At 44.0% G+C, this 18,649-nt stretch carries 18 protein-coding genes and 1 pseudogene; all 19 read right to left on the reverse strand.

Annotated elements, in window-relative coordinates:
- Nucleotides 1–148: 148 nt before the first annotated feature.
- On the reverse strand, nucleotides 149–391 hold the full coding sequence (locus ARB69_RS07090) for an FtsB family cell division protein (protein ID WP_330377552.1): 243 nt from the start codon (nucleotides 389–391) through the stop codon (nucleotides 149–151).
- Between the two features lie 150 nt (nucleotides 392–541).
- A complete protein-coding gene (gene yabQ / locus ARB69_RS07095; RefSeq protein WP_055152265.1) occupies nucleotides 542–874 on the reverse strand; it encodes a spore cortex biosynthesis protein YabQ in 333 nt (110 codons plus the stop codon).
- 8 nt (nucleotides 875–882) lie between these two features.
- The gene (yabP, locus tag ARB69_RS07100) at nucleotides 883–1,167 is read right to left on the reverse strand and encodes a sporulation protein YabP (protein ID WP_025653684.1); all 285 of its coding nucleotides are present in this window, start codon (nucleotides 1,165–1,167) and stop codon (nucleotides 883–885) included.
- 116 nt (nucleotides 1,168–1,283) lie between these two features.
- Entirely contained in the window at nucleotides 1,284–1,523 is a 240-nt protein-coding gene (locus tag ARB69_RS07105; RefSeq protein ID WP_050639049.1) for an RNA-binding S4 domain-containing protein, read from the reverse strand.
- A gap of 157 nt (nucleotides 1,524–1,680) precedes the next feature.
- The gene (locus tag ARB69_RS07110) at nucleotides 1,681–1,956 is read right to left on the reverse strand and encodes an HU family DNA-binding protein (protein WP_009004621.1); all 276 of its coding nucleotides are present in this window, start codon (nucleotides 1,954–1,956) and stop codon (nucleotides 1,681–1,683) included.
- Between the two features lie 229 nt (nucleotides 1,957–2,185).
- On the reverse strand, nucleotides 2,186–3,916 hold the full coding sequence (locus ARB69_RS07115) for a phospho-sugar mutase (RefSeq protein ID WP_055152268.1): 1,731 nt from the start codon (nucleotides 3,914–3,916) through the stop codon (nucleotides 2,186–2,188).
- 48 nt (nucleotides 3,917–3,964) lie between these two features.
- Entirely contained in the window at nucleotides 3,965–4,975 is a 1,011-nt protein-coding gene (locus ARB69_RS07120) for a CotS family spore coat protein (RefSeq protein WP_055152270.1), read from the reverse strand.
- Between the two features lie 63 nt (nucleotides 4,976–5,038).
- On the reverse strand, nucleotides 5,039–6,373 hold the full coding sequence (locus ARB69_RS07125) for a CCA tRNA nucleotidyltransferase (protein ID WP_055152272.1): 1,335 nt from the start codon (nucleotides 6,371–6,373) through the stop codon (nucleotides 5,039–5,041).
- Between the two features lie 45 nt (nucleotides 6,374–6,418).
- Nucleotides 6,419–8,068: an ATP-binding protein gene (locus ARB69_RS07130; RefSeq protein WP_055152274.1), complete on the reverse strand. Its 1,650-nt coding sequence runs from the start codon at nucleotides 8,066–8,068 to the stop codon at nucleotides 6,419–6,421.
- 20 nt (nucleotides 8,069–8,088) lie between these two features.
- Complete coding sequence (locus tag ARB69_RS07135) at nucleotides 8,089–9,141, reverse strand: metallophosphoesterase family protein (RefSeq protein ID WP_050639054.1); 1,053 nt, start codon at nucleotides 9,139–9,141, stop codon at nucleotides 8,089–8,091.
- Nucleotides 9,142–9,318: 177 nt separating this feature from the next.
- The gene (asnS, locus tag ARB69_RS07140) at nucleotides 9,319–10,710 is read right to left on the reverse strand and encodes an asparagine--tRNA ligase (RefSeq protein ID WP_050639055.1); all 1,392 of its coding nucleotides are present in this window, start codon (nucleotides 10,708–10,710) and stop codon (nucleotides 9,319–9,321) included.
- Between the two features lie 53 nt (nucleotides 10,711–10,763).
- Complete coding sequence (locus ARB69_RS07145) at nucleotides 10,764–11,741, reverse strand: Gfo/Idh/MocA family protein (RefSeq protein ID WP_050639056.1); 978 nt, start codon at nucleotides 11,739–11,741, stop codon at nucleotides 10,764–10,766.
- A 471-nt stretch (nucleotides 11,742–12,212) separates the two neighbouring features.
- Nucleotides 12,213–12,386: pseudogene (locus ARB69_RS28450) on the reverse strand (tyrosine-type recombinase/integrase); the annotation flags it as partial.
- Between the two features lie 120 nt (nucleotides 12,387–12,506).
- Nucleotides 12,507–14,084, reverse strand: a complete 1,578-nt coding sequence (locus ARB69_RS07150; RefSeq protein ID WP_055152276.1) for a recombinase family protein — start codon at nucleotides 14,082–14,084, stop codon at nucleotides 12,507–12,509.
- Nucleotides 14,081–15,772, reverse strand: coding sequence for a recombinase family protein (locus ARB69_RS07155; protein ID WP_055152278.1), 1,692 nt, complete (start codon nucleotides 15,770–15,772; stop codon nucleotides 14,081–14,083). The genes ARB69_RS07150 and ARB69_RS07155 overlap by 4 nt, the downstream gene beginning before the upstream one ends.
- A gap of 1 nt (nucleotide 15,773) precedes the next feature.
- The gene (locus ARB69_RS07160) at nucleotides 15,774–17,465 is read right to left on the reverse strand and encodes a recombinase family protein (protein ID WP_055152280.1); all 1,692 of its coding nucleotides are present in this window, start codon (nucleotides 17,463–17,465) and stop codon (nucleotides 15,774–15,776) included.
- Between the two features lie 108 nt (nucleotides 17,466–17,573).
- Nucleotides 17,574–17,822 (reverse strand): DUF6870 family protein, encoded by a 249-nt coding sequence (locus ARB69_RS07165; RefSeq protein ID WP_055152282.1) that lies wholly within the window; start codon nucleotides 17,820–17,822, stop codon nucleotides 17,574–17,576.
- A complete protein-coding gene (locus ARB69_RS07170; protein WP_055152284.1) occupies nucleotides 17,803–18,183 on the reverse strand; it encodes a type II toxin-antitoxin system PemK/MazF family toxin in 381 nt (126 codons plus the stop codon). The genes ARB69_RS07165 and ARB69_RS07170 overlap by 20 nt, the downstream gene beginning before the upstream one ends.
- A 176-nt stretch (nucleotides 18,184–18,359) precedes the next feature.
- Entirely contained in the window at nucleotides 18,360–18,518 is a 159-nt protein-coding gene (locus ARB69_RS07175) for a hypothetical protein (RefSeq protein WP_242857548.1), read from the reverse strand.
- Between the last annotated feature and the right edge of the window lie 131 nt (nucleotides 18,519–18,649).

Below are 18,649 nucleotides of genomic sequence, written 5' to 3' on the forward strand. Positions count from 1 at the left end.
GTTTCGTTTCAGAAACCAATCTCTGCGGTATCTGCCGTATTGCGCATCTCCCCCGCCGGCTTGTGGCAATACGGTATATCCGCCGGAATATTCTATACCACGACAAAAGCTCCAGGAATTCTCCTGGAGCTTATCTTTCGTAGTATTGTTATTGAGCCGGTTTAAATATAATCTCATTGGGGTCAACAAGACCCAGCTTCTCTTCAGCAACTTCTTTTATGTACTCGTCTGTCTTAACATACTCTTCGTATTCTTTTATCTCTTCGGCGCGCTCTTTCTGCTCATTGATCTGAGCTTTCAGCTCTGCCTCCTGTTGCTTATAGCTCTTGTTCTTGGCCTGCAGGGTCACTGCATTCACCGTCAGCACACATCCCAGTAATACTAATATCATAGTAATTAAGGCTGCACTGCGCCGATGATAACCAAAACCAGAGCTCCGCTTACGGCTTTTGCGCCGATGCGTCCCTGTAGATTTCTTATTTGCCATTCATACTCACCCAACTTATCATCTTATTAAACACCCCTGCTTAATAAATTCATTCTATCGGTTTTTCTTTCTTTTTTCAAGGCTTTTCTTCATTTTCCCGTATATTTTTTTCGCAATTGAGAGTATGAAATTCGCCAGCACTATTCCGCATACCACACCTAGTATGAAGAACCACCTTATACTACCAAATGTTGTCATATACATCTGTCGGAACAGATACACGCTCACTCCAAGCCAATACAGCAGATCTTCCAGATTTACAACCACGATATGGTGAGGTATGAGACGCCTCATCAACCTGAGTATCTGGTAGCTGAAAAGTATCACTATCCCGGACAGCCCCGCGTAAAAAAATATAATCGCTTCTTTTCCGATTCCCAGCATCATAGGCGTGCCTACTTAAACAGTTTTGCAAAGAAATTTTCATTCTGCCGGCCGGCCTGATTTACGCTGGAATATGCAATGCTGTCGATATTGCCTGACAGATCCACTTCTCCCTTTTCTACGCTGAGACGGTTCACATGCAGATCGGTTCCTTTAACCATCAGCATGCCCTGTTCCGTCTCCAGCAGGATTTCATTTAAATCAAAAGAAAGAACATCCAGGACACCTGTGACCATACTTGTCTTTCTGTTATTTACAACGAGTTTATGCGCCTTGGGCATTTGCCGCTCTTCCATACACTTTCCCCCTTCAACTTTGCTTTTCTATAGAACTCTTCACTATATATATGAGGGGTTGTATCAAAATATGTACGCCCGCGGAAGATCCCTGGCGCTTTCGCCGTCTGTTCCTTTTACAGATACCGGAACAGCTCTTTTGCTTCTTCTTTTTTTGTCGTATCCTGCAGCTGAAGCACCTCCGCCTTCACAGTCTTGGTGCCAAATTGGATCTCAATGACGTCCCCCGGCTTAACCTGCAGTGATGCTTTGGCAACATTTCCGTTTACAAGCACACGCCCCGCATCGCAGGCTTCATTAGCCACAGTTCGTCTTTTGATCAGCCTGGACACTTTCAAAAACTTATCTAACCGCATTTCTTTTTCCTTTCTTGCTTATGAATAGATTTCATGTAATCTCACTTTATTTTCATTCATCTTTATGCATCTTACTCTTCAAAGAGAAAAGAAAGCACTTACAATGCGTACATCATAAGTGCTCTCTGTATGTTTATCTCTTATTGATCCATTACAATTAAGCGTTAACTTCATCCTTTAAAGCCTTGCCAGCTTTGAACTTAGGTGCTTTACAAGCTGCAATCTTCATTGTCTTGCCAGTCTGAGGATTTCTTCCTTCTCTTGCTGCTCTTTCGCTTACTTCAAATGTACCAAAACCAACTAACTGTACTTTATCGCCTTTTTTTAACTGATCGGATACCACATCGATGAATGCCTTCAGTGCTTTTTCAGAGTCTTTCTTGGAGATTTCTGCCTTTTCTGCAATAGCTGCTACTAATTCTGTTTTGTTCATGGATAAATTCCTCCTCTTTATTGTACTAGAATATAATATTCTAACAGTTTAATAAAGGCGCTCATGTACTGGCGTTCACATGATCAGCCCTTATGTACTGTTATAACTGTTTCCCATATTTTTGTCAAGGATTTTTCCGGCATTCCCGCGTTTTTGGGCACTTTTTTAGGCTTTTTTAACATTTCCAAGGCCCGGTTTTTAGTTGGAAAATTATCCCTGACACGATATGTTACATCATCTTGTCAATCATTGCAAGGACTTCTTTACCCATTTTTTCTGAAACAGCATCCGCATCTTCAAGAGATGTCCCCTTTACACCGTAATAGAACTTCACCTTCGGCTCTGTTCCAGATGGCCTTACACACAGCCATGCATCGTCTGTCAGATCATAATACAACACGTTGGAATTTGGCAGACCGGTTGCTGTGACTTCCCCAGTCTCCATATCTTTAATGGTATCCGCCTTGTAATCTCTGGCTTTGAGGACTTTATAACCTGCAATCTCTGTCGGAGGATTCTTGCGGAGCGTCTCCAGGATCTCCTGGATCTTCGCCAGGCCTTCGATCCCCTTAAGCGTGATGGACTGGATATCATCTTTGTAATATCCGTAACGGTCATACATCGCAATCATCGCATCCCACAGATTCATTCCTTTTGTTTTGTAATATGCTGCCGCCTCGCAGAGAGCCATTGTAGCTACAATTGCATCCTTATCCCTTGCATAGGTACCAATCAGGCAGCCATAACTTTCTTCAAATCCGAATAAATATTCTCCCTTACCGCTTGTCTCAAACCCGAGAATCTGCTGTCCGATGAATTTAAAACCAGTCAGGACTTCTATCAGGCCTGCGTTGTAATAGTTAGCAATAGCGTCTGCCATGTTGGAGGTAACAATCGTCTTAATCAGATATCCATCATCCGGAAGTCCCTTTAATTCTCTGCGCTGTCCGATCTCATAATCCGCGAGCAGACAGCCTGACATATTCCCTGTCAGAGTATGATAATCCCCATTCTTGTCCTTCACACGGACGCCAAGCCTGTCCGCATCCGGATCTGTTGCAAGCACAATATCTGCATCGATTTCTTTGGCCAGTTTCAACCCCAGATCAAATGCCTCCGCAGCTTCCGGGTTCGGGTAAGATACGGTAGGGAATTCGCCGTCCGGCAGTTCCTGTTCTTTTACTACGTAAACATTCTCGAATCCAAGTTCCTTTAAAATACGGCGCGCCGGTATGTTTCCGGTTCCGTGCAGCGGGCTGTACACAATCTTTAGTTCTTTGCCAACAGCATCGATGGCATCCTGGTGCAATACCTGCTTTTTCAGCTCTGCAATATATGCATCATCGATTTCTGCACCGATTACTTCGTAAAGTCCTGCTGCCTTTGCTTCGTCCAGTGTCATCGTCTTCATGGTTGTATAGTCTTCTACAGCCTTTACCTCATCCATAATTCCCTTGTCATGAGGCGGCGTAATCTGTGCGCCGTCTTCCCAGTATACCTTGTATCCATTGTATTCCGGTGGATTATGGCTTGCTGTAATATTGATTCCCGCTATGCATCCCAGTTTCCTCACTGCAAAAGACAGTTCCGGAGTTGGACGCAGGGACTCAAATACATAGGACTTGATCCCATTTGCCGCCAGGCAGAGCGCTGCCTCATCCGCGAACTCCGGTGACATCCGGCGGGAATCATAGGCAACCGCCACACCCTTTGCGGCATTTCCGCTCTTCATAATATAATTCGCCAGCCCCTGTGTGGCCTTTCTTACTGTATAAATATTCATACGGTTGGTACCTGCGCCGATAATGCCGCGCAGGCCAGCCGTACCAAATTCAAGATCTGTGTAAAAACGTTCCTTTATCTCATTCTCATCTTCCCCGATACTCGCCAGTTCCGCCTTCGTATCTGCATCAAAATATGGGTTTGACAACCACTCATTGTATCTCTCTTTGTAATCCATACTGGTACCTCCTGCCTTAATAGTATGTCCTTATTATACAACAGGCGCCTATAAAATGAAAGTAAATATATTTTCTAAAAACCGCAGTTTTTCTTCCGTCTGGGTGATAGCTGTCTGTAATTTTTCCACATTTTTTTCAGGTATCCAGGCCTTATTAGAATGGTAATATGTGTTCGCAGTCTTCCAGAATTTCTCCGGGTAGGCTAGGCACAGGGCGATATATTCCAACTCTCTTGCGTCCAGCTTCCTGATGCTTTGATAGGCATCCAGCATAGACTGGCCAAGGGCTTCCTGCCACTGATGTTTTTCCATGACTTTCCGCAGAAAATAATAGAGATCCTGGGCCTGCACATCAATCCTGAAATGCTCAAAATTTGTCGTTGCCAGCCCGTTTGAGGTCAGCAGGACGTTATGATAATTGTAATCTCCATGCACAAGCCTGTGATGTTCTATGCTTTCCTGGTACAAGCTGTCATATCCGGAATTTTTCAGTCTTTTGACCACCTGCTCCGCCTGCGAGTACATCCGGTCAAAATATTCCAGAAATAGAAACTCAAATGCACCTTTTGAAACTTTATTACGTATAAATGCGCGCACTTTTTTTAGTTCCCTGTTATGGCGCACAAACTCTTCCTGCAGATGCCGGCCCGTTGGCGGCCGTATCACCGCTTCTTCTTCCGGATCACACAATTCCTGCCACTGCATCCTGCAATGCAGATCTGCCAGGTTCCTGGATGCCTGCAGGATCTCGAATTCTTTTTTAACATCACATTCCCTGCCGGAAAACCATTTTTTCAGCATGTACCTGGAACCATCCCGGGATACGCTGACCAGCTGGCCTTCTTTGTTATAGACCGGGATATCAACATTGGGATATCCCGCCTTTTCCAGGCTGCTCAGAACGGCATAAAGCAAAGGGGCACGCCTGTCTGAAACGTCCGCTTCTTTCAACAGCATAGTGCCCTCTTTCGTGTCGCAAAAAAACGCACCCCTTATTTTGCGGGTGCCTTTCACTTCTATATCATATTGTTCCAAGACTTCTAATTCATACTCTCTCATGGCTGCCCCCTGATTCTACGATTCTGACTCTTTCTAATGTATGAAAGGGACAGCCCGAGTATGCTATATGCCTTGTTTTTCTTTGACGTAATTACATAATTTTTCTTTTTCGTTCATCTCCGGTTCATCCAATACCAGCTCCAACAGCTCATTCAGCATATCTCCCATCTGCTTTCCCGGCTGCATCCCCAGATTCATCAGATCTCTTCCACTGACCGCAAGCTGCCTGAGAGTCACACAGTGATCATTGATGAGCGTCTCCTGGTATATTTCCCGCATAGCCACAATATTTTCAATCTTGGCACGGCGCTTGTATGGGCTCTGTGCCTTCACGTCTGCCATGCGCACAGCCAGATAATAGGGAAAAAGTTCTACCCCGATCCGGTTCATCGCCCGGCGGACATTCGGCGGGGTGGCTTCGATCCGGTAATCATGATAACAGACGAGTCTGGTCACCTTTTTCACGGTGTCATTGTCGAACTTGAGGCGCCGCAGCACACTGCGCGCGATCTCCTCACTGACAAGCGCGTGCCCCTTGAAATGATCCACCCCCTTTTCATCGGTTGTCTTCATGGAAGGTTTTCCCATATCGTGGAACAGCATAGTCAGACGGAGAATTTTATCCTTCTTAACATTTTTCAGGGCTTGGAGGGTGTGGCCTGCCACGTCATACTTATGGTGCCGTGTTCTCTGTTCCACACCGACCATAGCATCCCATTCCGGCAGAATGACCTTCGTAATCCCCAATTCATATGCATCCTGAATCAGATCCGGATGATCGGACATGAGCAGCTTCACCAATTCCACCTGGATCCGCTCTGCACTGATATTTTGAAGGGTAGGCGCAAGCTCTCGCACCGCCTGCGCGGTATTCTTCTCAATTGGAAAAGCCAGCTGGGCGGAAAATCTGACCGCCCTCAGAATCCGAAGCGCATCTTCCGAAAACCGCTCCATCGGGTCGCCCACACATCGGATCAAGTGGTGGTTCAGATCCCGCATCCCCCCGAACACATCGACAAGACGCACCTCGTCATTATAAGCCATCGCATTAATCGTAAAGTCCCTGCGCCGCAGATCCTCCTCCAGGCTGGTCGTAAAAGTCACATCTTTCGGATGCCTGCTGTCCTCATAAAGTCCGTCAACCCGGTATGTGGTCACTTCGAACCCTTCCCTGCCAATCATCACTGTCACAGTACCATGTTCAATCCCCGTGTCTACCGTCCTTCTAAAAAGCCGTTTAATCTCCTCCGGCCTGGCAGAAGTCGTGATATCCCAGTCCTCAGGTTTGCGGCAGAGAATAGAATCACGAACACATCCGCCCACCGCAAAAGCCTCATAGCCATGCAGCTGCAGATTATTGATAATCATAATCACTTTTCTCGGCAACTCTATCTTCATCTATATCTTCCTTTCAAAGGGGTCTGACCCTTTTGCACTCCGTTATCAGAATTGTTTTACAATTTCTTGTTCACGCTTTTGACAAGTAAATATTATAACTTGTCTTTGCTGTTCACTCAACCATTTTAAAGTAGATTTTAATCTTTTTTCGTCATAACATGCAAATGCGTCGTCAAAAATCACAGGCAGCGGTTCTTCATAGAGCATGTCCACGGCTGCCATACGAAGTGCGAAGTATACCTGTTCTATGGTTCCACGCGATACCCTCTCCACCGGTATCCGCCGCCCGCCTTCAAATAAGGTCAGGTTCAGATTTTCATCTGCAAGAAGTTTTGTATACCTTCCGCCGGTTATTTGTTCTAATATCTTCGATGCTTTTTGATTTAAAATGTTCCCAAACCCCTGCGTCATATTACGGGATGCCTGAATCATCTTTTCCTCGGCAAGCAGCAGTGCAGCGCCCCAGTTCTGCAGGTTTTTGATTCTTTTATCCGGCATTTCCAGCTCGGCCAGCTGCTCCTGTAAATTCTGGAATCTTACCTGCTTCTCTTTCCATTGTGCTTTGATTCTTTGATTTTCCCACTCCAGTTTCTGCCTGTTCTCTTCGATCTGGCGTTTCTTTTCGTAATCGTTTTCCGTATACTCCTGGCGGGTGACCACTCTTTGCCCGGCATTTCGCCTCTTGCTGCTCTGCACCCTGTACTTTCCATACTTTACAGCACCGGTACAGAGAAGCAGCAGTCCTGCGGCCAGAAAAATCCATGACAGAACGGAGATCGCCCCGCCTCCGGCAAATACTTCTCCACTGCCGGCAAGTACGCTCCAGAGCCGTCCCAATCCCCCGGCAGCAATTCCTAATCCACCCACTGCTATCAAGTTTTTATATTGGTCTGCCTCGTGATTCTCTGCTTCATCTTCCGTAAACGAAATCGTTTCTAATGAATCAGCCGGGAGGTGCTCTTTGCGTAAATGCCCTCTACCCTCGTAATCTTCAGCGTTTTCATCCAGTAAACTTTTCAATATCTTTTGATTTTCTTCCAGTTCTCTCTGCAGTTTCCCGGCATCCTCAGATACATACTGGCATTCCTGCCGTATTGTATCCTTTTTTGTTTCCTGCATTTCCCGAAGGGACCTGATTTCCTGTTCCGCAGCTTTTCTGCGCCGGCGAAGAGTCTCCAGGGCGCCTCCAAGGTCAACGGTACTGCTTCCTGTCTCATAATAATTTGCCGCATAATTTTTCAATTCTTCTGCCAGACCCTGCCCTGGTTTTGCGCTAAGCTGTCCCACGGCCGCAGTATTCTCAAAAGATTCGGCCGTCATTTTACCCAAAAGCATGTCCAGGTCTCCGTCATCCACAGATAATTCTTCCCCATCATCTTCACAGACAAGGCCCGCACTCTTTGTATATCTGTCAAACTTCCGTTCCAGAAAGAAGTTTTTTCCCGCTATGGAAAACCGCATAGATCCGGCATAGTAATTGGGGTTAACCCATGGCTCGTATCTGCTGAACCCATCATTTTGAGCGGCACGTCCGCGCCCTCTTTCCATGCCGAAAAGCATTGCCTTTATAAATGCATAGACCGTAGATTTGCCATATTCATTTTCTCCGTAAAAAACATGGATTCCTTCCTCTATGTAAAAATGCTTATCTGAAAACTTCCCAAAATTCTCCAAATACAACTCTTTAATTACCATACTCTTCAACTCTCTCCGGATCAGGACAGACTATTCTCCAGAAGTGCCTGCACACCTGCCTGTAGTGCCTGATGTTCCACACTTCCTTCTTCACATCCCAAAAATTCTTCTATATAGTTTCCCAGCACATTATCCCTGTTTTCCTCATAAAGCGCCTGATAATCATATGCAGGACAAGTCTCATCCTCAATCTCTATAATATTCCCGTAAAAATCCATGTATTCTGTTTCAAACTCTACATCCGGATCCCTCAGGCCCCGGAGAATAAATTTATAAAGATTCTGCGTACCTCTTTTCTCCACCGTCTCCCGGATATAGTCTTTCACACTCCCATTCGTCATCCGCTCATTCACGCGCAGCGCCAGATGAATGTATTCCCTTACCGCACACGGGACAAACTCCACACGGACTCCCTGTTCTGTTATTTCTCCGCGCACAAAACCATGCTGCCCCGTATCATTTTTATCCACAGGTTCAAGAGCTCCCGCGAATACCGCAAAGTTCTTGATCAGGGCCTGAGGCTTATGGATATGCCCCAGCGCGATATAATCAAACCCGGAGGCCTCCAGGTCCTCTTTTTTGAGTGGAACATGCTTCTCGTCACCGCCATGAGCCAGGAGAATCTCATATCGTGCATGTCCCCCGGCCCTCACATTACAGCGCTCTTCCCGGATCTCCCTGGCGTGATAACTGAACCCGTACACCGCCAGATCCAGGTCAGGCAGCAGCACATATCCCATCCTTTCCCCCAGCAGTGGATACACATTTTCATTCCACTGGAAAGTCCGGTAATAAGAGCCCTTTTTCATAAAATCGTGATTTCCTGCAATAAGAACTACCTTTGTATGTGATAATGTGGAGAACAGATAGTTTACTTCCTTCAGATCCCGCAGAAGCGGCTGCCTGTGGAACAGATCCCCGGCTATAAGCAGTACATCTGTCTGCTCTTCCTCACACAGTGTAACCACCTGTGAAAAAGTATCCCATAGTTCCCGGGCGCGTCCCGCACTATAAGCAGTCCCTGCATCGGGCTGCGCTCCCAGATGAGTGTCGGCAATGTGGATAAATTTCATAGGTACCTCCATATAATAACATACTGTTAAAAAGTGACTTGAGGACGTAACAATGACCGGTCTGTTACGTCCTCAATCCATCTTCCCCCGCCGCAGGCGGCTGGGCAATAAATATCTAATATTGGCATCCCGGCAGGCTATAGGATCGACGGCCCACAGCCCTTGTGGAAATAAAATCTACAGTTCGCAGTTATTTACAGTTCTCGGGAATGGTACAACATCGCGGATATTGGACATTCCGGTAAGATACATGACGCATCTTTCAAATCCGAGGCCAAACCCCGCATGTCTGGTTGAACCATATTTTCTCAGATCCAGATAGAACTTGTAATCCTCTTCCTCAAGATTCATCTCCTTCATTCTCTGAATCAGCTTGTCATAATCGTCTTCCCTCTGGCTGCCTCCGATGATTTCACCGATTCCCGGCACCAGACAGTCAACTGCTGCCACCGTTTTCCCGTCCTCGTTGAGCTTCATATAAAATGCCTTGATCTCTTTCGGATAGTCTGTTACGAATACCGGGCGCTTGTACACCACTTCTGTCAGATAACGCTCATGTTCTGTCTGCAGGTCTGTGCCCCATTTTACTTTATATTCAAACTTATCATTATTTTTCTCTAGAAGTTCTACCGCTTCGGTATATGTTACTCTCGCAAAATCCGAGTTTATCACGTTTTTCAGCCTGTCCAGCAGCCCCTTGTCCACAAAAGAATTAAAGAAGTTCATTTCCTCCGGCGCATTCTCCAGTACATAAGAAATCACATATTTCAACATTGACTCGGCCAGATCCATGTTATCATCCAGATCTGCAAATGCAATCTCCGGCTCGATCATCCAGAATTCAGCTGCATGGCGTGTGGTATTAGAGTTCTCCGCCCGGAAAGTAGGTCCGAAAGTATAAATGCTCCTGAACGCCTGGGCAAATGTCTCCCCGTTCAGCTGCCCGCTAACAGTCAGGCTTGTCTCTTTCCCAAAGAAATCCTGGCTGTAGTCTACCGTTCCGTCCGGATTCTTCGGCACATTGTCCATATCCAGGGTAGTCACTCTGAACATCTCACCCGCTCCCTCACAGTCACTACCCGTAATAAGAGGCGTATGCACATAGACAAAGCCTCTGTCCTGGAAAAACTGGTGAATAGCATATGCAATCATAGAGCGCACTCTGAACACCGCCTGAAATGTATTTGTCCTTGGACGGAGATGAGAAATCGTTCTGAGATATTCGAAACTATGACGTTTCTTCTGTAACGGATAGTCAGGTGCTGAGGTCCCCTCAATCTCCACCTCGTCTGCCTGAATCTCAAACGGCTGCTTAGCCTGTGGTGTAGCGACTAAAGTTCCTGTAACAATAATGGCTGCGCCTACATTCTGCTTAGAGATTTCTTCAAAATTCTCCATACTGTCATGGTACACAATCTGCAGCGGTTCAAAATAAGAACCGTCATTGACCACGATAAATCCAAACGTCTTTGAATCACGAATACTGCGAATCCATCCCCCAACTGTCACTTTCTTGTCCAGATATTTCTCTTTGTTTTTAAATAATTCCCGAATTGTAACTAAATCCATACCAAATACTCCTTATTCCATCAAATTTTTCCTTTTATTACACACTGGTACTATTATAACACTGAATCCGCATGAAATACAATCCCGTTCTGTCTTCTGGCTTCATCCGTAACACACAGTGTATCCAGTGAATACTTTCGATAAGGATGCCCGCTGCATTTTTCCTGCGCAAGCCTTACAAATTCCCTGACTTCATATACCATATTGTTTGGAGCCGGTGTGTAGGGAATCGCTTCCCTTTTCCCGTCTCTGTATACAATTTCCATAGACTGCGGCATCGCAATGCCATATATAAGAATACTTCCCTCTTCTCCCTGGAATATACCAGGATTCACAGAATCGGTAATCTTTGAATAAACAGCCTCAGCCATCATGTCATCATACTGCATAAGGACAATACCGCTCCCCTCAAAGCCATTTTCTAATTTGGTGGAAATCGCTTTTATTTCTTTCGGCATTCCCAGCATTCTGACCAGTGTGTGAATACAATATACCCCAATATCCATAATCGCCGCGTTTGACAGCTCCGGGTTAAAGGCATTCAGAACCTCTCCCTGCCTGAACTTATCATAACGAGAAGAGTACTGGCAGTATTCTGCCGTCACCCTGCGCAGCTTTCCGATCTTCGGAAGATGTTCCCTGATCAGGTTATAAGCCGGGTCAAAATCCGGGCGCATCGCCTCCAGAAGGACGACTCCGTTTTCCTCTGCACAGGTAAACATTGCCGCTGCTTCTCTCTCATTAACAGCCAGAATCTTTTCGCACAGGACATGCTTTTTGTGCTTCATCGCCTCAATAGCCTGCCCGCAATGTGCATACGTTGGTGTGGCGATATACACAGCGTCAATCTCCGATTCCAAAAATTTATCGTAATCTGTATATACATTTGGTATCCCGTGCCTGCCTGCAAATGCATCCCCGGTCTCCTGCTTCCTTGAGTATACCGCACAAATCTCCGCCTCCGGTACCTGCCCGGCCGCCTCAATCAGCCAGTCGCTGATAAAATTGCTTCCTACTATTCCTAATTTCATAATGCCGCCTCCTACTAATCCTGCTTTAAGTCTTTACTGTTAGTGATCCTGCTGCTTCATGCATGAGCACAATATATTTAATTCTTTTTTCTGCATGTTCTACCAATAAAATTGTAGCAAATATATGCGGCATTATCAATCACTGTTGTACGAAATTGTGCTAGCAGGTTTTCGTCCTGGGTATTTCTTGATTTTCTCCATGCCATGTGGTATACTACTACTCGTTCCAAAGCCCTGAAAAATAAGGTCTTATGGGCTGATTCAAACCGAGTGTTCGAGACCTTCCACTCGTAAAACAAAACTTATATAGCTACCTATTTATATAAGTTTATGATTGTTTATTCCCCTGCAAAAACGCTGGTTTGTGCGGGGTTGTTTTTTTATCGCTGTTTATCATTAACCATGCAATTTTGTACTTTTTTTGTACTATTCTAAATGTTAACAAAAAGGCAGACCCGCTGGCCTGCCCCGTTAAAATGCTACTGCTATCAATTCCATTTCTGTCGCTTTCGTGTCCGGCATTACATGGCTGTACAAATCCATTGTCATAGACAATGAGCTATGTCCCATAATCGCCTTAAGCGTCTGCGGCTTCATGCCTGACTCAATGGCCCTTGTTGCAAATGTGTGCCGAAATACGTGTGGATGTGTCAAGTATAGGACAAAAAAATTTTATTTTTTTCTGCCGAAGACTATCTGACGCTTCCATCAGGTAGTCCCAGCACCTTTATTATCTTCTGATAAGTCATTCTTGTCCTGCTCAAGTTATCTCTGTTCCGAAAAAATATCGTCAAAATTCCATTCGATTTCAATTTCATCCTGACTATGAACACGGATCACCTTGATAATCTCACGCAGCTTCTCTGTATCGAACTTCTGAATTCCCAAGAAATCTTTTAGTTTTATTTTATCAGAAAGTTCATTTTGTTCAAGAAGCTTTTTGCTATTCTCCGCATCTTCAATCTTTCGTTTTATTTCATCCAGCTGTCCACTTATCTTTCCAGCTCTCTGCTTATACGAATCACGATCTATACGACCATCTTTGTAATCATCATAGAGTTTCATCTTTTCCGAGGTCAACTGTCGGCTCTGTTTTTGCAATTCTGCGGTATTGATCTCTTTGTAGTCGCATTGCCTGTTGGAAGATACTTTCTTTTCTTTTTCCAACATTGACGCTGCATACTGATGAACAAGCCCAAGGATATTCTCCTCCAGCGGTTCCCGTCGGATCACCAGACTTCGACACACAGGATCTCCATTGGTTCGAGCATCTGAGCATTTTAGCAGATGCTCCGTTTCTTTTAGTAAAGAATGCCCACAGTTGGCACATATCAGTAATGCCGGCTGTTTTTTACGCCTTTCCAGAATAAAATTGGTGCGTGATTCCGCAACACTTCTCTTCTTTTTCGGATGCATTTCATTTGCTTTTTCAAACAATTCCCTGTCTATAATTGCCGTATGATGATTTTCCAGGCGAACCCATTCTGTTTCATCATTCAGAACTGCTTTATGACCGGTATGCATACTGCAACGTGTTTTTCCCCAGATTCTGGTTCCAATATAAATCTCATCCCGGACAATTGCCGCTACTGTCGTAGGGCTCCAGTGTTTCTTTTTGATCGTGTCAAACCTCTGGAACTGCACCTGGTCCCCTCTTGATAATTTCTGCTCATCACAAGTGGCAATCGCCTGTCTGTTCAATTCCCTTGTAATATCTGCAAAACTTGTTCCTTCCGCTGCCATTTTAAAAATCATTTTCACAACTTTTGCAGCCTCCGGATCTACTTCCAGCCTTCCATCTTTTCCTTTTTTATAGCCATATCTGGCATTTACCGGAAGGCGTGTACCATTTCTCGTTCTTGTCTGCAATGCTGATGAAATTTTCTTGGACAAATCCAGGCTATACATATTGTATACCAGATTCTGCAATGCCACATTCATTCCACCAGTCATTCCGCTGCTTGCTGCACTGTCATAGCTGTCATTAATCGAAATAAATCGTATCTGTAGAAGTGGAAAAATATATTCAATATAAAATCCAACTTCCAGATAGTCTCTTCCAAATCTGGAAAAGTCTTTTACAACTACACAGCCGATTTCTCCGCTTTTCATGTCATCCTGCAGCTGTTGAAATCCCTGCCGTTTAAAATGAGTGCCGCTGACACCGTCATCCACATATTCCAGGATAGCAGCCTCAGCTACACCCAGCTGATCAATCACAAATGATTTTAACAGAATTCTCTGAGAAGTTACACTGTCGCTCTCTTTTTTGGCTCTGCCATCTACATTGTCATCTTCTGCGGATAAACGGATATAAACAGCTGTTTTTCTATGATCTGTCATCTTGACTGCGCCTCCTTCTCTTTCTTTAATTTCTGTAAATCTGCAAACTGATCGTCATATACCAGCTTGATCTCATAATCATACTTACCATGGATAATAATTGAATCCACAAAGGCATCTGCCATTTCTTTTGTCAACTTACGCTTTGACATATAAGTATGTATCACATTTCCCCAGCCTTCTTCAATGTGGTAATCCTGGGAATACCGAACCTGTGCCGCCAATACTGTGTCCAGACGGCTCTTGATATTCTCAATTTCATTGGAATAGATCCGAGAAAACTGTATGTACTCTTCTTCTGTAATCAAACGTTCCGAGTAATCTTCATATAAATCCGATTTACGCTTACTGATACGGCTCAGTTCCCGTCGAAGTTTCCCCACTTCTTTATCCAAAAGCAGGTACTGTGTCTGGTTTTTGGAAGCTGCATTCATTTCCCGAATCATTTTTTCTGTGTCCAATACGGTTTTCATATGCGTTTGGATCAGGCGAAGCACATCATCATCCACATATTCTTTTCTGACTCTGTGCCCTTTGCATTGCTTTCCCCCGGATTTATGGTTAGTATTGGCTCCGCAGATATAAAAGAATGTACCATTTCTTTCTCTGGACAACGTCATACGGTTGCCACAGCCTCCACACCATATCTTTCCTGTATAGAAATTATGGTTTCTAATAGCCCCATTGTTCTGCTGATGTTTCTTCTTATACGCTTCCGTATATTCCTGTATTTTAGATTGTACCTGCTGAAACAATTCTCTATCTATAATTCCTTCATGTGTGTTCTCCACATACAGCCATTCACTCTCTGGTCGGTTTCTCTGTTTATTTCCCTGAAAAACACTTTGCTGATATTTTCCAAATACAGAATCACCTGTGCAATGAACATCCTGAAGAACTCGTTTCACTTCATAATTGTTCCAGGGTTTTGACTCCGGAAGCGGCTTTTCACCGGTTTTATAGAATTTTCTCTGTAAAGTCGGTGATAAAACTCCATCTTTATTGAGCAGTCTTGCAATATCACTATAGTTCCTGCCATCCATATACATAGAAAATATACTTTTCAGATGGTCTGCAGCTTCTTCATCAACAATCAGCTGATGATGGTCTTCTTCTGACTTTCTGTAACCATACGGTTCCCAGGCACTTGTAAATTTTCCTTTTTTCCAAAGAGCTTTTTTTGCGCTGCTGCTCTTTTTGGCAAGGTCTTTCGAATAGAACTCATTGATAATATTCTTCAGTGGAACTGTAAGATCCACACCCTCTCTGAAGGAATCGAAATCATCTGTCACAGCCAGGAATCTTACATGGAAAAACGGGAATACTCGCTCTATATAATTGCTGGTTTCGACATAATTTCTTCCAAGTCTGGACAAATCTTTTACAATAACACAATTGATTTTTCCATGCTTGATATCTTCCATCATCTGTACAAATCCAGGACGGTCAAAATTTGTACCTGAATAGTCTGAGTCCTTATAAACTTCCGCAACCGAAATATCTTCCGTATCTGCTACAAAGTTTTTCATCAATTCCACCTGGGTTTCTATCGTTCCTCTTTCCAATGTTTCTTCTGTTTCCATTGAAATTCTGGCATACAATCCTGCCCGGAACGGTCTGCTCACCTCTGTCTGGACGGTTGCACTGCTGACTACTTCCGGAATGTTTTTCCTGCTCTTTCGTGCCATTTTATACAACCTCCTTTACCTTGACCTGCAGATTATTATCATCATCTATTACCGTATCAACTCCTATAGACGGTAATTGATTCAGCAATGTCTGATAACAATCATCAAAATCAAAAGTGATCTCTATATTCTTTTTATCATATACTCTGATTTGCTTGATCAGTTCTACCACCACAGTGCGGGACAATTCTTCAATATCCTGATATTTCACAAAATAATCCAGCCAGGTATTGGCTTTGTCTGCTTTTTCCAGCTCACTATCCATTTCTTTCTGGATCGCACGGATACTCTCTTCCGCATTTCTAAGCCTCTTTCCATAGGCTGCATGAAGCTCAACATAGTCTTCTTTTGATACAATGCCCTCTTTCATATCCGAATAGAGCATCATCCGTAACTCCTTACAGCGTTCTGTCTCCTGTTTTTTCTTCTCCAGCCTGTCCTGCAGCTTCTTCATATTGATCTCCTGAAATGGCACAGTACCAACAAATTCCAGGACTCTTTTCAGGTGCAGGATGTTCTGGATATGCTGTTTCAACATCACCAGTACGGCATCTTCCAGATCCTTTTCCGGTATTCTGTGACTGGAACAGCGTTTTGTTTCTTTATTTGTGGAACATAGATAATAAGCATATTTTTTTCCTGCCACTGTGGAAACCTTTCTTGTCATAGGTGCACCACAATCCGCACATACAGCAATTCCGGATAACAGATATACCTGCTTTTGGTCAGGTGAAGTACGTGTATCCATGCCCAGAAGTCTCTGAACAATTTCAAAATCACGATCACTCACCAGTGGCTCATGATTTTTCTCAATCCGGATCCAGTCATCTTCCGGTTTCACATAAGTCTGCTTCACTTTATGGTTCGGTGTTGTCCTTTTTCCCTGCACAAGATTTCCGATATAAACCTCGTTTTCCAGTATCCTACGGACTGTAACGGAACTCCAAAGTGCCTGTTCTTTCTGCCGGAAGCCAGTTTCATAATGACTGCCACTGCTGATTTTATACTCAAATGGGGAAAGAATACCCAGTTTATTTAAACGATTAGCGATCGCATCCTGACTCATTCCCCGCAGCTTCATCTTAAAAATATCCTGTACTACACTGCCTGCAGATGGGTCAATCTCTAATTTATGCTTATCTGTCTTTGTCTTCCTGTATCCAAATGCTACAAACGGAGTCACGCACTCACCTTTTTTCCTCTTAATCTCAAGATTACTCCTGATCTTAATAGAAATGTCACGACAATAAGCATCATTGATTAAATTCTTAAATGGGATAATGATTTCGTCTGCCTGATTCTTTCCCTTGAGACTGTCATAATTGTCATTGATGGCAATAAAACGCACACCAAGAGCCGGGAATAATCTCTCGATATACTTCCCAGAATCAATATATTCCCTTCCAAATCGTGATAAGTCTTTTACCACTACGCAGTCTACAATCCCACGCCGGATGTCTTCCAGCATTGCCTGGAATGCAGGACGCTCAAAATTAGAGCCTGAGTAGCCATCATCAACTCGGACTGAAACAACTTCTATATCTTTTTTGTCTTTCAGGAAATCCAGAATCAAAGCTTTCTGGTTAGAAATGCTGTTACTTTCCAGTTTTGCTGAACTGGAAATATCGCCATCTTCTTTAGATAATCTGACATAGATGGCGGCATGATAGATTTTATTGATATTCTGATACATATCTTACCTCCTTTTATTACGTCAGAAAATCCATGTAATAAAAGGGGGCTGCATAATTTGTCCTTACCGACATTCTAACACAGTCCCCTCAATCTTGCCAGTACTTTTTCAGACACTCAGAAGCATATTCTCGAATGCCTGCTCCATAGATATACCGTTATTGGCAAATCTGACTTTTACTTTCATATTACCGATCCTGACCAGATAAGGATTTCCTACTTTATTCAGAAAAATATCTCTCCGTTCCTGAAGTGGCTTATTTCTGTCTGCTTTTATCATCCGTAGATCAGTCATTTCATTGATATCTACGTCACTGAAATCCTGATCCAGATAGTTTCTATATTCCTCTGCTGTCATACCCTTCTCCTTCCATTCCCATCTGGATCCGTACTGCTTTCAATACCCGATCCAGGCTCCACTTATTTACTCTTCCGCATTTCTCAATAATACATTTTGTAGAAATGCTCATAACCTGTTCAGCCAATGCCAGGCTTCCTTTTCGGATCCCTGTCATATCGTATTTACTGATAAATACGTGTGTTGGTAAATACCGCTTCTTATATATTCTTGACGTCAGCGGAACTACTGTAATGACTGAACTGTATGTATTAGCTTTGTTGTTACTTACTACGATCACCGGTCTTACTCCACCCTGAACCGAAGTTGTCGGGAACATACTGAGATCCGCCCATAAGATATCTCCTCTTCGAATCGTCACTTGTCATCTCTCCAATCTTTTTTTATTTGTAAAGCATTCATAGCGCTATATTGGCTCCACAGGAATACGGCAGAGTTTCTTTCCAAGACGGAAAGCTCTGCCGCATAACCTCTATAGCCAATTTGATTATTAAACAGTGCTCGCTCGATTCTATTTATCCTCGATACCCCGAATCGTTACTCCTGCATCTGCAGGAAGGGAATAATAACCTGTCCGGATGCTACAACTCCGGACCACAACCCAAAAACTCTCGTTTCCAGGCTCTGGCAGTTCATAGGTTTACCAGTTACAGACTTCTCAGGGTCTGCAAGTGTATCGCATCTCACACATGTCATCGCATCACCAGCCTGCCGACTGGCTTTGGTCAGTGCTTTTTCGCAGCATTATTGACTCTAAATAGTTTCTTACGTCCTTATAATCCTATAGCGGCATCTTCCTCGTGCTCACTGTATGAAATGTCACGTCA

Source organism: Faecalicatena contorta (genome assembly GCF_001404335.1).
Lineage (GTDB): Bacteria > Bacillota > Clostridia > Lachnospirales > Lachnospiraceae > Faecalicatena > Faecalicatena contortus_B.

Excerpts from the sequence above, each read along its gene's own strand:
- ARB69_RS07150 (WP_055152276.1), bottom strand. The coding sequence starts at position 14,084 with ATGACAGATCATAGAAAAACAGCTGTTTATATCCGTTTATCCGCAGAA.
- ARB69_RS07175 (WP_242857548.1), bottom strand. The coding sequence starts at position 18,518 with ATGACATGTGTGAGATGCGATACACTTGCAGACCCTGAGAAGTCTGTA.
- ARB69_RS07130 (WP_055152274.1), bottom strand. The coding sequence starts at position 8,068 with ATGGTAATTAAAGAGTTGTATTTGGAGAATTTTGGGAAGTTTTCAGAT.
- ARB69_RS07135 (WP_050639054.1), bottom strand. The coding sequence starts at position 9,141 with ATGAAATTTATCCACATTGCCGACACTCATCTGGGAGCGCAGCCCGAT.
- ARB69_RS07125 (WP_055152272.1), bottom strand. The coding sequence starts at position 6,373 with ATGAAGATAGAGTTGCCGAGAAAAGTGATTATGATTATCAATAATCTG.
- ARB69_RS07120 (WP_055152270.1), bottom strand. The coding sequence starts at position 4,975 with ATGAGAGAGTATGAATTAGAAGTCTTGGAACAATATGATATAGAAGTG.
- yabP (WP_025653684.1), bottom strand. The coding sequence starts at position 1,167 with ATGGAAGAGCGGCAAATGCCCAAGGCGCATAAACTCGTTGTAAATAAC.
- ARB69_RS07110 (WP_009004621.1), bottom strand. The coding sequence starts at position 1,956 with ATGAACAAAACAGAATTAGTAGCAGCTATTGCAGAAAAGGCAGAAATC.
- yabQ (WP_055152265.1), bottom strand. The coding sequence starts at position 874 with ATGATGCTGGGAATCGGAAAAGAAGCGATTATATTTTTTTACGCGGGG.
- ARB69_RS07155 (WP_055152278.1), bottom strand. The coding sequence starts at position 15,772 with ATGGCACGAAAGAGCAGGAAAAACATTCCGGAAGTAGTCAGCAGTGCA.
- ARB69_RS07145 (WP_050639056.1), bottom strand. The coding sequence starts at position 11,741 with ATGAAATTAGGAATAGTAGGAAGCAATTTTATCAGCGACTGGCTGATT.
- ARB69_RS07090 (WP_330377552.1), bottom strand. The coding sequence starts at position 391 with ATGATATTAGTATTACTGGGATGTGTGCTGACGGTGAATGCAGTGACC.
- ARB69_RS07105 (WP_050639049.1), bottom strand. The coding sequence starts at position 1,523 with ATGCGGTTAGATAAGTTTTTGAAAGTGTCCAGGCTGATCAAAAGACGA.
- ARB69_RS07115 (WP_055152268.1), bottom strand. The coding sequence starts at position 3,916 with ATGGATTACAAAGAGAGATACAATGAGTGGTTGTCAAACCCATATTTT.
- ARB69_RS07160 (WP_055152280.1), bottom strand. The coding sequence starts at position 17,465 with ATGTATCAGAATATCAATAAAATCTATCATGCCGCCATCTATGTCAGA.
- asnS (WP_050639055.1), bottom strand. The coding sequence starts at position 10,710 with ATGGATTTAGTTACAATTCGGGAATTATTTAAAAACAAAGAGAAATAT.
- ARB69_RS07165 (WP_055152282.1), bottom strand. The coding sequence starts at position 17,822 with ATGACAGCAGAGGAATATAGAAACTATCTGGATCAGGATTTCAGTGAC.